This window comes from Nonomuraea sp. NPDC049421, from assembly GCF_040677005.1.
In the GTDB taxonomy this organism is placed as follows: Bacteria; Actinomycetota; Actinomycetes; order Streptosporangiales; family Streptosporangiaceae; genus Nonomuraea; species Nonomuraea salmonea.
The window spans coordinates 17026-30769 of record NZ_JBFAQA010000014.1 but is presented as its reverse complement, the minus strand read 5'-3'; the positions used below and the strand labels follow the sequence as shown (position 1 = coordinate 30769).

Sequence of the window (13744 nt, the reverse complement as noted above, 5' to 3'; positions counted from 1 at the left end):
GGCTTCGGAAGGTCCGGACGTGGCCGCGATGCGGGCGTACGCCGACGAGCTGCGCGAGACGTTCACCCGGCTGCAGGACGAAGGGCTGGAGCTGCACGCCAAGGCCAGGGCCGTGCAGGTCACCGAGACCTCGCGCGACGGCCTGGTCTCGGTCACCGTCGGCCCGCGCGGCGACCTGATCAGGCTCGACCTCGACCCCCGCATCTACCGGCGTCCCGACGCCCGCGCGCTCGCCGACACGATCGCCGAGACCGCGCACAGGGCCGCCGCGGCCGCCCAGGAACGCGTCATGGAGATCTTCGAGCCGGTGATCCCGCCCGACCAGTTCAAGGCGCACCTCGAAGGCGACGTGGAGGCCGTGATGGCCCGGCTCATCGACGACATGGGAGGCGACCGGTGAACGAGGACTGGAGCGGCGCGTTCATCGCCAAGCCCGTCGTGGACCGCGGCATGTCCGCCTGGTCCACCACCGCCGAGGAGGTCGGCAAGAGCCTGCCCAAGCTGGCCGCCGACGTCGAGGCGCACCTGTCCACCGCCCCGTGGGGCGACGGCACCGAAGGCATGGCCTTCTACCGGGCGCACCTCGCCGAGGGCGGGCCCTACGAGATGATCAACCAGTGCAAGCGGCTCGCCGAGCAGGTCGTGGACGCCGGCGACCGGCTGCGCGCCGCCATCGACAACACCTTGGAGACGGACGCGGACATCAGGGACGGCCTCACCCGCATGACGCGGGAAGTCTGAGACGGGGTCCATGTCGCACACGGGCGGTACGAACGTCCAGGGGCCCGATCCCGGCTTCGGGGGACAATCCGTCGAGAAGCAGATCGTCCGCATCGACAGCGACGTCCGGCCCGTATGGGAGACCGAGGCGCTGCCCGACTGGGTGGTCCACTGGCTGATCCCCATGCTGTCGGCCGGGCAGAAGTGGCCCTCGGCCAGCGAGGCCGGCCTGTCGGAGCTGGCCCGCCGCTACGCGGCGCTGTCGGACGGCGCGCTCTCCTCCGCCGAGCCCGCCGGCACCGCCGCGCGGACCATCGTGATGGGCTGGCAGGCGCCCGCGACCGCCAAGTTCGTCGGCAGGGCCCGTGAGCTGTACGGCAAGGAGGGCGGCATGGCGGGCGTGAGCAACAACGGCCACGCCTACGCCCTGCAGGCCCAGAACTTCGCGGTGCAGACCCAGTACTCCAAGCTGTCGATCAACGTGGCCTTCTGGGTGACGGTCGTCGCCATCGCCATCGTGTTGCTGGTCAACTTCTTCACCGCCGCCTCCGCCACCCCGCTGATCGGGAAGTACGCGGCCATGGCGCGGGCGGCGATCAGCCGCATCCTGAGCAGGCTCGCCGCCATGGCCGGCAAGCAGGTCGGCGCGGTCAGGCTGGCCCAGGTGGCCGCGCTCGCGGGCCCCACCGGCCGGGGGCTGCTGCTCCGCTTCCTGGCCTCGCCCATCGGCAGAGAGCTGATCGAGGAGATCGGCGAGGAGGTCTTCATCGCCTGGAAGGCCCAGTCTCAGCAGATCGAGATGGGCACCCGTAAGGACCTGGACTGGAAGGAGCTGGGGGCCACCGGCCTCGGCGCCGGCACGGGCGCCGTCGCCGGGACCGTCGTGTCCGGGCCGATCTCGCGGGTCACCGGGGTGCTGCCGGGCTTCGCCGGGCGGGCGGCGACCACCGGCGCGGCGAACACGTTCGCCTCGCCGGTCGGCAGCGGCCTCAGCATGGGCTTGATGTACGGCGAGTGGCAGAATCCGTTCACCGCCGAGTCCATGACCGGGGCCTTCCTCGGTGGCGTGGGGCGTACCGGGACGATCAGCCCGTTCAATCCCGACGTGGTCTCAGCGCTGGCGCACCCGACGACCTCGCTCGCCTCCGCCTACGACGCCGCCGCCCGTGCCGACGCGGCCCGCGCCGCCGCCGGCAGTCCCGCCGGCGGACCGTCCGGTGGTCCCACCGGTCCCGCCAACGGGCCGACCGGCCCCGACGGCATGTCGCCCGCCGGCTCCGGCGGGGTGCGCATCGCCGACCCGGTCAACGTTCCCGCCCAGCGTACGGCGAGCACGACGACGCCCGCCGGTTCGTCCTCGGCGAACCGGCCCGGCCCCGGCCTGCCCGACGCCGACTCCTCGTCCCGCCGCCGCACCCCGGACCAGCAGCAAGCCGCCGCCCCGGCCTCCGACGACAACGCGGACGAGACCTCCGAGACGACTCCGGAGCGCCGCGCCACCCCGGCCACCCCCGACGCCCCCTCCACGGCCGACGCCTCATCCCGGCAGACCTCGAACAACCAGAACCACACGAACACCACCCCCGAGCCGCGCCAGGACACCGCTCCGGAGCCGGAGACGGACACCACCCCCGAGCAGCAGGCGGACACGCGGGCGGCCACCGCGCCCGAGCCGCAGACGGCCACCACGCCGCAGCCCGACACGTCCTCCCAGCAGCCCGCCACCACCCAGGAGCCCAGCACGCCGACCGGCGACCCGGCGACCGGCGACACCGCCACGGGCGACACGAGCGGGGACACGACGGCTGACACGCGGGCTGACACGCCGGCCGGGGACACGGCTGGGGACACGACCCGGCAGCCCGACACGTCCGGCCAGACGGACACCGGCCGGCAGCCCGACACGTCCGGCCAGAGCGACGCGACCTCCCAGACGACGCCCGCCCAGGCCGCCCAGAACGACCAGGCGGTCACCGGCATGCCGGTGACCAGCCTGACCACCGCCGACCAGGGCGAGATGGACGGGCAGGCGTTCAACAGGGCAGGCGCGCCGATCAGGGCGCGGGCGGCGTTGCAGGAAGCGCTCATCACCACGTTCCCCGGCGCCGTGATCGGTCCCAGCGGCGAGGTGCTCGTCCCGAAGCGGGACGGCGGACACCGCGTCCTGCCGAACGCCACGATGCGCCGCGTCCGCAGGGTGCTGGACGCCCGCGCCGGCGAGGTGGCCGCCCAGGCCGACCTGGTGGTGGACGCCGCCGCGTTACTGGTGCTCGCCGCGTCCGACCCCAATCTGTCGTCGGACGCCCCCACCGGCGCCGCCCGCCCCGAGGTGCACACCAGCAGGCCGGGAACGGTCACCTCGCACCCCGTCCCCGGCACCCGCTACGTCACCGACAGCGGCCGCGAGGCCGACGTCACCACGGACGAGATCAAGCAGGCCGTCGCGAACCTGGACGCGGAGCACTTCGTGCACGGCGCGGGGAACGTGCGGGGCTTCTCCTGGGACGGCGACGTCCTGGTGGTGGACACCGCGAACGGCCCCCAGCACTTCCGCTTCACCATCGGCAGGCCCGACCAGCGGGAGATGGCGACGACCCGGGTGCGGACGGGCAGCGACACCGAGCCGCACCTGGTGACCTTCGCCCCCCGCATCGCCACCGACCAGCTCACCAGGGTCTGGCTGCACGAGATCACGCACACGTTCCAGCGGCAGGAGGCCATGTCGAGGGGGCCGCTGCGCCGGATCCTGCGCCGGATGCTGCCGAGCGGCGTCGCCGCCGACTCCAGGGACGAGTGCGTGACCGCCCAGCAGAACGAGCTGGCGTACCTGATCGAGCGCTGGAACACCGCCGACACGGTGCCGGAGCAGCGGGCGACGGCCGTCGACATCGACGGTCTGCTGGCCACGCTGCGCGCCCGCGGCGTCGAGGTGCCGCCCGCTCCCTGGGAGGCGGGGCCCGACCACGAGCGGACCACCCTCGACATCCCCCGCCTGGGCGACAACCCGAGCGTCGCGGAGGTGCGGCAGACCGCCGAGCGGCTCAAGGAGTCGGAGAAGACCCTGCGGCGGCTGCGCGAGCAGTACAAGGCGAGCGCCGGGGAGGCCCGCGACAACGCCAGGCAGGCCGAGGAGAACGCAAGGAAGACCACCAAGGAGAAGGACAGCGGCGTCGAGCGCCGGCGCGCGGCGGCCGTCGAGGAGGCCCGCGCCGCGCGGGACAGGCAGGAGCGGCACGAGCGGCGCGCGGCCGCGTACGGGACCGCGCTGAACGCCGCGATCCGGGCCAGGAAGGCGCACGAGCGGTACGCGCGGCTGCTGGAGGCGATGTCCGGCGCGCCTCGGCTGCTGACCCGGCCCGACGAGGTCTCGCTGCCCATGCTCGCGCAGGCCGCCCTGCGCGAGGTCGCGGCGTCCCACATGGGGTACGACGCGGCGGTCGGCCAGACCCGGCCCGACCCGTGGTCGCTGACCGAGTCGATGCCCACCGGCCGGCTGGCCCACCTGGAGGAGCTGACCGAGAAGGTCAACCAGGAGCTGAGGGCTCAGAAGGCCGTCAAGCAGTACAAGACGGGCGAGCTGGACACCCTCATCCGCGCCGAGTGGCACAAGGTGGTGGCGGGCGACGGCCTGGTGCTGGTCGCGGGCCACGGCCGCAAGGCGGTCGAGCTGCGGATCGCGCTCACGGTCTCGGACCTGGTGGAGGTCGCCGACCCGGGCATGCGGGCGTCCCAGCTGACGCAGGGCAACTTCTACCAGACGGGACAGTCCTACACCGCCACCGAGTCGGGCAGCGTCGGCACGTCGGCGGAGTTCGACACGCGGAAACTGGCGCAGTGGCTCCCCAAGGGCTCGATCGCCGACGCGATGGGGTGGGCCGGCGTCGCCATCGGTGCCGGCGCGAGCCGTAACTGGTCGGTCTCCAGCGGCGGCAGCATGTTCGAGCAGGGCGGCACGGTCGCGGACAATCGCACGGAGGCGGCGCTGTACGACGGCGACGCCAAGTGGACGGTGCAGGTGCGCACCGGGCGGAACACCACGTGGAGCGACCCCGTCGAGGTCACCTCCGGCAAGCCGGGCGACGCCCACACCCAGCGCATCTGGGTGTGGCACTCCGCCGTCGACCCCAACATCACCCGCACCCTCACGATCCCCGCCGACCAGCGCCGTCCCGGAGTGCCGAACCAGGCGGTCCTCGGCATGACCGGCCTGGAGGAGGCGCTGGAGGCGCTCGCCGCCGAGCTCGGCGGCGAGTACACCCAGATCGGCACCGGCGCCCGCGACAACCTGCGCAGGTTCGTCGTCCGCGAGATGCAGCTGCGCTTCGCTCAGGTGCTGGAGTCCGGCCTGTCGGTGAACCTCGCCGTGCAGGGCATGCCCGACACCAGGATCACCGCCACCGCCGAGGTCGTCGAGGAGGAGACCGAGCTGCTCGGCGGCTGGACGCGGGACGTGCTGCAGGAGAGGGTGCTCACCGAGACCGCCACCTCCACCACCAGGATCGAGCACGGCGGCTCCATCGAAGGCAAGGTGGCCGCGAAGATCACCTCCGACGACCTCAACAACGTGGACGTGCTCGGCCCCCTCGGCGACTACTCCGCAGACTCGATCAAGCCCGAGGTCAAGGCCGGCGTGCCGATCTCCCAGTCGTCCGCCTCGACGGCCAACGAGGTCGCCGTGCACCCGCAGGTGGACAAGAGCAGCGGCATGTCGGTGACGCACCGCAAGCAGGTCAAGATGACGTTCACCATCGAGCGGGCGGGCAAGCCGACGCGGGAGCTGGACCCGTTCCTGACCGAGCTGCTGGTACGCCAGCAGGCGGTGGACGCCTGGTACGCCGGCGACCCCGTGCCGGTCCAGGCGTTCGTCAGGGACGACGGTGGGATCAGGTTCGACGCCGACGGCCTGCCCGTGCCCGCGGACGCGCCCGCCCAGGAGCCCATCACGGGCCGCAGGATCGGGCTGCCCGACTGGCTCGGCGCCGGCGAGGGCCGGCTGCGCGGCGCGGGTCCCACCGACGTCCGGGAGATCCGCGAGCTGGGGGACCTCGTGCAGGAGGTGATCGACAAGCTCGAGCACACCGGCCTGGTGTCCACCAGAGGCGAGAACGGCGCGCGCGTCTACAGCGACAACCTGCTCGTCCGCGCCGCCCAGCAGCTGAACGAGGACGACATCAAGGCCCACCTGCAGGAGAGCGCGCTCCGCAGCGGGTTCGACCAGCTCACCCAGGGCGGCGTCATCGTCCCGCTGCAGTCGCACGGCGTCGGCCGGGCCCTCGACCTGCACGCCCTGCACATCGTGATCCGGCAGAACGAGGGCGACACCGGCACCGGCGTCGGCCAGACCCACAAGGTGCGGACCCACCTCGACATCGCCAGCGACACCTCAGGACGGGGCATCAACCGGTCGGTCACGAAGGCCCTCGGCGGCTCCGTGGGCAAGACCGACGGCCCTGGGGAGGGGCAGGACGGGGTCTCCCACAGCGCGGGCGTGAACGTCGGCGGCGACCGCACGTTCTCGGCCGGCACCAGCACCTCCAGCATGGTCAACAACGTCGCCATGACGGAGGACGACAACAAGGAGCCGACCGCCGGTGTCCTGACCGACGCGACGATCCAGGTCGACCACCTGCACGGCGACGAGGTCGCGACGCTGGTCGAGCCGCGTGCCATCAAGCCACTGCTGATGGTCCCCGCCGGGCTGCTGTCCCATGAGGGGGGCCCGCGCTTCAGCGGCAAGATCGGCAAGCCGTCGAAGCGGCTCATGGAGATCGCCAGGCTGGAGCACTTCGACGCCGGTCGCGAGCTGGGCGACATCGACAAGGTCAGGAACCTGCTGCCCAAGGCACTGCGGAAGAGCGTCGCGCCGCTGGTCCAGCTCTGGCCGATGCTGAGCCGCCACCATCTCGCCGGCCACATCTTCGAGGGCCCGGTCGTGAACGACGTCGCGCTGGACCTCAACGGGGCCTCGCCCACGCGCGTGCGGATGGACGTGCGAGGGGTGCTGGGCGAGGCGGAGTTCGTCGACATCGCCGACCCGGTATCAGGCGACATCATGCTCGCCCTGCGCAGCGCCGGCATCAGCTGGAGCTCGGCGCGCAACTTCCTGGGCGGCCTGACGAACAGCGTCGGCGACGCCGACGACGGCGGCACGACGAGCGACAGCGGGACCGTCTCACTGCCGGGGCGCAACCGGGTCAAGTCGGTGGCGGCCGCGCTCGTCGCCATCTTCGGCACCGAGTTCCTCGGCATCGCGGTGGGCCGCAAGTACCGGATCCGGGTGCCCGTGGACGTCATCGCGAAGGTGACCACCCGACAGGCGTCCCAGATCGGGTTCGACCTCGCCGGCGAGCGGCGGGGCGCCGCGCTGCGCAGCCGTGGCCAGGGCGTGTTCGTCGTCCCCGAGAACGACGCGCTGCGGCTGTTCGCCGAAGGCGAGCTGAACCTGCCGGTGCCCGTCGTGGCCGACGCGGTCGAGCGCTGGCTCAACGGCCACATGAACCTGCACCGCACGGTCGCGGTGCCGCTGATCCACCGGTACGTCGAGGTCAGCGCCGCGGCGAACCACCGCGGCGAGGACATCGGCCTGGGCAAGAAGCACTATCCGACCCGGTTGCTCGAGGCGCTCAAGAAGGTCGCCGACATCGGCCCGGCGGTCACCCCGGCCGCCGACGCCGCGCGGCACGACCCCGGCAAGGGCTGGGTCCGGCTGGACGAGGCACTGACCGCCGCCCAGACCGTCAACGACCAGCTCAGAGAGGTCGTCGTCGCACCCCAGTACGAGCACGGCATGGGCGTCAGCGTCCCCGAGTCGTTCGTCGTGCGCAACCGTCCGGGCGGGGAGCAGGTCGCCATCCTCGACGAGGTGATGAACGCCGTCGAGGAGGCGCTGCCCGGCGTCACCGAGCACACGCCCAACCTGTACCGGCAGCTCCGCGTGGACCTCAACGGGGCCCGCCCGAAGGTCCACCTCGAGGAGATGTGGTCGCGGCGCGGGTTCGAGCGCGAGTACGACGTCCAGCGCGCCTCGGAGACACAGGCCTCCCAGGTCGTCACCATCCGCCTGCGGACCGTCAGCGCGGGCGACCCGCGCCTGGCGCGCATGGTGAGCCAGACCGACGAACAGGGCACCATCATCCAGCGCTACAGGGGAGAGGAGGCCACCCGCACGGAGTCGTACAGCGCCACGTGGTCCGGCGGCCTCGACTACAGCGACAGCCAGGACGGCACCGACAGCAAGTTCGGCCTGTCCACCAAGCGCAACCGCTCCTTCGCCGGCACCGCGATCCGCAACGTCATGCGGCTGCTGCGCATCGCGAGGTTCGTCGGCGACACCACGATCGAGCAGGACCAGGTGCTCGTCCTGGAGGTCTCGACCCGCCCCGCCCGGGTGCGGCCGGTCCCGTTCGAGCGGTACGTGCCGGGCCTGGCCGCCAAGATCCGCGCCAAGAGGGACGCCACGCGCGTCGAGCGCCTGGTGGTGCGGCGCGAGTACGACATGACGCTGCGACGCCGCATCCCCAGCGACATGGTGCGCCCCGTCGCCCAGGACCCGGGCCCGGCCCCCGACGTGATCGACCCGCGCTCGGTGGAGCTGCCGCCGGGCGTCTTCCCCGAGGTGCTGGTCGAGCACGATGACAAGCCCACACTGCACGCCGGCCTCATGCGCGAGCTGGAGGAGATGGTCGGCCCCGCGGCGGCCGCGGAGCGCTCGGGAGCGCTGTCCGCGTGGCTGTCGCACTCCGGCATGATCACCGGCCTGGAACGCGTCGCGGGGCCCGACGGCCAGGTGATGGCGCAGGTCGCCGAGCCGAGGTTCCGTACCCAGGGCGTGGACGTCGCGGTCAGGGCCCGCATGTCGGACCTCACCGTCGTGGCCGGGCCGTTCGACGGCGAGACGGGCGAGGTCAGCAGAAGGGCCGAGGCGCAGAACGTCTCCATCGGCCGCGGCCGGCTCAAGCCCGCGGGCATGAGCACGGGCAACGGCTGGAGCGTCCTCGGCCTCTCCTACGGCGCCAACGCCGGCGCCCAGGCCTCGGAGAGCGTCAGCCAGCACCAGGGCGCGCGCAGCGAGCGCAGCATGTTCGAAAGCGGCAAGCTTTACACCGTCCGCCTCCGGGTGGACTACGACGCGACCTTCACCCGGGTCAAGCGGCAGGGCGACGGCAACGTCAAGCCCCGCGAGGACAGTAAGTTCCGGCCGGCCGTCTCCAGCGCCACCGCCATGATCACGCTGCCCGGTGAGGTGCTCGCGGAGCTGGACGCCAGGATGCAGCGCGGCATCCGGGTCGCGGCGCCGATGGACGATCTGCCGCAGTTCACGTTCCAGCCGGATCCCGGCCGCGAAGGGCTGATCCAGATCCTCCAGGACGCCAGGGTCGCCGCCCGCGAGCGCGGCCGGGTGGCCGGCGTCTACGTGCGGGAGTCCGACGGCATCCACCGCTACCTGGCCGCCCCCGACGGCACCGTGCGCAACGACAGCGCGCGCAGCAGCCAGCGTGACGCCGGTTTCGCCGAGGCGTTCTCCACGCTGCCGCCCCACCTGCTCGACGCGGCCGACCGGAACGATCTCGACCTGCGCCAGGTCTTCCTCACCTCGCCCGTGTCCGGCACCTTCACCGACCAGGTCGCCGCCGCGCTGGACGAGCGCGGTGTGCTCCCGCCGCCGCCGGAACCGGTCTGGAAGATCGCCGAGGAGGAGGAGGCCACGCCGGCCGTCGGCGGCGGCACCTTCCTGGGGTCCACCTCGCCGTCGGTCACCTCCCAGGAACTGCCCGGCAGCCCGCTGTCCGCCTCCGCGCGTCCCGAGGACGTCCCCGACCTCACCCTCGACGAGATCCGCGCGCAGGACGTGTCCGTCACCGACTTCGGCGGCGTCGTCGCCCACCTGGGCTGGACCGGGGGCGACCGCCTCGTGGTGCAGGTCCCCGGGGCCGCCGACCAGCACGTGCAGGTGATGGCCGAGGACCCGGGCGCGGGGCTCGTCGGACGTACGGACCTGTACGCGGGCACCGCCGAGGAGCCGCACGTGATGCGCATCGGGCGTCGCGTGCACCCGGACCTGGTGTCGTCGGTGCTGGTCCACGAGATCTCGCACGTCGCCCAGGAACGCGCCGCGCAGCAGGCCGGTACGCGGCACGGGATCGTCAGGGGGGCGCTGTCGGCCCAGGAGGAGGGCACCGACCACTGCGTCACGCCCCGGCTCGACGAGCACGCCCACCTGTCGCGCAAGTGGCACGCGACCACCGACCCGCAGGCCAGGGAGCGGATCGCGGCCGCCATCGACGCCCTGGCCATCGACCTCCGCAAACGCGGCCACACCCCACCGCTCCCACCCTGGCCCACCTCGGCCCCGTCGGCCCTCGCCGACGCGAACGGCTCGCCTCCCGCGGTCAGTGCGGCGGACGCGGCGACCGCGGCCAAGCTGCGCGGCCTCATCGACACGCTCAACGGCCGTCAGCCCGCCGCCCCGTCGATCGCCGACGCCCTCAACGGCACCACCACGCACGGCTCGATCGCAGCCGCCCTGAACGGCGGCGCACCCGTGAATGGCGGCGCAGCTCTGAACGGCGGCGCAGCCAGGACGCCGGCCGCCACCGCTGACGGGCGCAAGGGCGGGACCAAGGGGTTCCTCGCCGGTGTGCTCAACGGGCGGTCCCCCGCTCGCGGGTCGATCGCGGCGGCGCTCGGCGGCGGGCGGTCCGCGCCCACCGGGATGGCCGCCGTGCTCCAGGCCGAGGCGAGGAAGGCCGGCCTGGCGCCCGGGCAGCCGGGTGCGGCGGCCAAGATCGCGGCCCTGGCCAGGGCGGGCGAGCTGACCCCCGAGCACGTGGCGGCGCTGCGCGGCGAGCCCGAACTGCCCGAGCTGGCCGCCGCCCATGCGGTCAGCAGGGCCGCCGCGCTCATGGGCGCCAGGGCCCGGGTCCTGGGCCCCGGCCTGCTCGACATCCGGATCCCCGGCCGCCCGCCCCTGGTCATGGAGATCCGCCCCGCCGACCTGGCCGGCCCCATGAACGGCGCGGGCCAGGTGACCATCCCCCAGCAGGCGAACGGCCTGAGCACGGCGAACGGCTCGGGCACGGCGAACGGCTCGGGCACGGCGAACGGCTCGGGCGCGGGGAACGGCTCCGGTGGGGCGAACGGATCGGGGGTGCAGGGGGACGGTGGTGTGGTGACGTACCAGGTGGATGGGCGGAAGACGGTCGGCGCGAACGAGCGGGCCGCCGCCGCGACCGCCGCGGGAGCGCTGGCGGCGGCACTCGGGCTGCAGGTCGGCCCGCACCAGGAGGTGGCGGCGCTGTTCGAGGCCGTCCGCCAGGTGCGGGCCGCGAGCCCGGCGCAGCGCCCGGCCCGGCTCGGCGTCCTGCACGACCTGGCCGCCGCCGCGCCGCTGCACCTGGTGCCGGCCCCGCTGGCCGCCGATCTCAGAACGATGCTCGCCGACCCCCGGCCGGACGACGGGCAGACGTTCCTGCAACGCGGCCGCGAGCTCGCCGACGGCAGCGGCTGGGAGGTCATGTGCGAGTGCCCGCAGGACGGCCCCTGCTTCTGCGGCCGACGCAAGGACGCCGTGCCCGACCACCTCGTGGCCCAGTGACGACGGGGTGCTGACGGCGGCAGGAGTCTCCGGGGTGTGGGCATGATAGGAGAAACGGCGAGGAGAGGACGGTTATGGCGTTCGCGATAGCACGGACGAGGGATGAGGCGCATCTCTACCTCGACCTGCACCCGTGCGCGTGCGGCTCGGTCGAGACGGCGTGGGACAGCGGCCTGGTCGCCGTCGACGACGGGCTCGCCACGCGTTACCGGGGAGCCTGCGACGACTGCGGCAGGCAGCGCGAATACCTGTTCGGGGTGCCCGAGCGGCCGACGATGCCGGCGGGCTACCCCACGTTCGGCGGCCCGGAGCCGTCGCAGCTGCTCGACGCGGGGGAGTGGCTGTGGGTGGCCGACCTGACGGCGGGCAACGTGCCGGTGGACGACGAGGCGGAGGCCCACCGCACGCTGTCGATCGCCACGGCGGCCGTCGAGGAGGTCGTCAAGTTCATCCCGCCGGGCGCCGACGAGGTGCCCGACGACGGGTTCTGGTCGCAGCGGGGCAGGGAGATACGGGCGGCCGAGCCCGGCAGGTTCCAGCTCGACCGGCTGCTGATCGTCCGCGACTCCTTCCGCGACCTGGCGGCCCGGCATGCCTGACGCCGTCATGGCGCGCTCGCTGGTGGAGGCGCACGTCTACCTCGACCTGACGGTCTCGGGCGGGTCGGCGGGCGCTGAGGTCATCGAGGTGCCCGACGGGTGGCTGGTGCGGGCGGGTGGCGTGGAGATGCCGGTCTCGTACGCCGGCGAGCACGCGGCCAGGGAGGCCCGCACCACGTTCGGCACGGGCAGGTCCGAGCTGCTGGACGCCGGACAGTGGGTGCTGATCGGCGGCACGTACGCGAGCCGCGCCCTGGAGGGCGGCCTCTTCTACGCCGCCGGCCCCGCCGACCCCCAGCGGGTCCGCGCCGTCGAGACCGACTGGACGTACGCCGCCGACGCGGTGGCCGAGGCGCTGAAGTTCCTGCCCGAGGGGGCCGCCGCGCTGCCGTCCGAGGCGTTCTGGACGGAGATGGGCAGGTCCGCCCGCGAGGCCGAGCCCGGCCGCTTCACCAGGGCCAAGCTGGAGAGCGACCTCGCCTTCTACCGCCAGAGCCTCGCCGACTTCCGCCGTCTCGCCGGCTCCGCCCGGCCCCGCTGAGCCCCTCCGGTTCCAGCCTGAACCGAGCCCACCGTAAAATCATGCAAACTTGGTAGGGAATGTTGACTTAGGGCTTCGGCGCTCGTATCTTCGAGACCATGAGCCAGGGCCCCCACCACACGTCCTCGTTACGACTCACGCTCGCCGCGCTCGTCCTGCTGCTCCTGACGGCCTGCGCCCCGAGCGCCGCCCAGGAGCCCGGCGGGCCCGAGCTGGCTGCGCAGGCGCCGCTGCCGACAGTGGTCCCACAAGGCGCCAGGCTGATCGTCGGAGACCCCGCGACCAAGGTGGCGCTGCGGCTCTCCGGCGAGATCGAGACGTTCTCGTTCGCCATCGAGTGGGCCAACATCAGCGGCGGCCCGCAGACGAGCGAGGCGTTCAGGGCCGGCGCGCTCGACGTCGGCGCGGTGGCCGACATCCCGCCCATCCACGCCACCTGGACCGGCCTGCCGGTGAAGATCGTGGCCTCGAAGTTCCGCAAGGACCCGCTCGCCCACCCCACGTACGAGCTCGGCGTCGCCCCAGGCGCCCACGTCAGGACCCTCGCCGACCTGCGCGGCAAGAAGATCGCCTACAGCCCGGGGCAGGCGCAGGGCGCGCTCGTGCTCAGGGTGCTGAAGAAGGCCGGGCTCACCAAGGACGACGTCGAGCTGATCGAGCTGCCGAGCACCGGCGACGTCTACCCCAACGCGCTGGCCTCCCGCCAGGTGGACGTCGCGCCCATCGGCGGCGTCAACATCAAGCGCTACACCGCCAAGTTCGGCAAGGACGGCGCCACGACCGTCCGGCACGGCCTGCGTGACGACCCCGCCCACCTCTACGTCCGCACCGAGACGCTCAAGGACCCGGCCAAGGCGGCCGCCCTGCGCGAGTACGTCGCCGCCTGGGCCCGCGCCTCCCGCTGGATCTACGAACACCCCGAGGAGTGGATCGACGGCTACTACGTCAAGGACCAGGGCCTCAACGCCGCCGACGGCCAGTACCTGGTGGACCAGGCGGGCGAGCCCGACATCCCCGCCGACTGGTCGGAGGCCGTCACCCGGCACCAGGAGACCATCGACATCCTGGCCGCCGAGACCGGCAACGAGCCGCTCAAGGCCGAGGACCTCTATGACCGCCGCTTCGAGCCCATCGCCGCCGCCGCACTGAAGGAAGGTGCGTGATGACGTCCCAGAGAACGCCGCTGCCGGACACCCTGCCGGACACCCTGCCGGACACCCTGCCGGACACCCTGCCGGACACCCTGCCGAACCTCCTCCCGGGCCCCCGCCGGACATCCGCAGGAAGGAG

General features: G+C 73.1%; 6 protein-coding genes. All 6 read left to right on the top strand.

Going from position 1 to position 13744, the window contains the following annotated elements:
* The first annotated feature begins 28 nt into the window (after positions 1-28).
* The 6 genes from AB0K18_RS23940 (at position 29) to AB0K18_RS23915 (ending at position 13617) form a co-directional block, all read left to right on the top strand.
* Entirely contained in the window at positions 29-400 is a 372-nt protein-coding gene (locus AB0K18_RS23940; protein WP_345404298.1) for a YbaB/EbfC family nucleoid-associated protein, read from the top strand.
* A complete protein-coding gene (locus tag AB0K18_RS23935) occupies positions 397-741 on the top strand; it encodes a hypothetical protein (protein WP_364917796.1) in 345 nt (114 codons plus the stop codon). Before AB0K18_RS23940 ends, AB0K18_RS23935 begins: the two co-directional genes overlap by 4 nt.
* Positions 742-751: 10 nt before the next feature.
* Positions 752-11314 (top strand): hypothetical protein, encoded by a 10563-nt coding sequence (locus tag AB0K18_RS23930; RefSeq protein WP_364917793.1) that lies wholly within the window; start codon positions 752-754, stop codon positions 11312-11314.
* A gap of 74 nt (positions 11315-11388) precedes the next feature.
* Positions 11389-11913 (top strand): hypothetical protein, encoded by a 525-nt coding sequence (locus AB0K18_RS23925; RefSeq protein WP_364917790.1) that lies wholly within the window; start codon positions 11389-11391, stop codon positions 11911-11913.
* Positions 11906-12454 (top strand): hypothetical protein, encoded by a 549-nt coding sequence (locus tag AB0K18_RS23920; protein WP_364917787.1) that lies wholly within the window; start codon positions 11906-11908, stop codon positions 12452-12454. The genes AB0K18_RS23925 and AB0K18_RS23920 overlap by 8 nt, the downstream gene beginning before the upstream one ends.
* Before the next feature lie 98 nt (positions 12455-12552).
* On the top strand, positions 12553-13617 hold the full coding sequence (locus AB0K18_RS23915; RefSeq protein WP_364917784.1) for an ABC transporter substrate-binding protein: 1065 nt from the start codon (positions 12553-12555) through the stop codon (positions 13615-13617).
* The last annotated feature ends 127 nt before the right edge of the window (positions 13618-13744 follow it).

Coding starts and splice junctions, on each gene's coding strand:
- AB0K18_RS23925 (WP_364917790.1), top strand. CDS start 11,389: ATGGCGTTCGCGATAGCACGGACGAGGGATGAGGCGCATCTCTACCTC.
- AB0K18_RS23915 (WP_364917784.1), top strand. CDS start 12,553: ATGAGCCAGGGCCCCCACCACACGTCCTCGTTACGACTCACGCTCGCC.
- AB0K18_RS23930 (WP_364917793.1), top strand. CDS start 752: ATGTCGCACACGGGCGGTACGAACGTCCAGGGGCCCGATCCCGGCTTC.
- AB0K18_RS23940 (WP_345404298.1), top strand. CDS start 29: ATGCGGGCGTACGCCGACGAGCTGCGCGAGACGTTCACCCGGCTGCAG.
- AB0K18_RS23920 (WP_364917787.1), top strand. CDS start 11,906: ATGCCTGACGCCGTCATGGCGCGCTCGCTGGTGGAGGCGCACGTCTAC.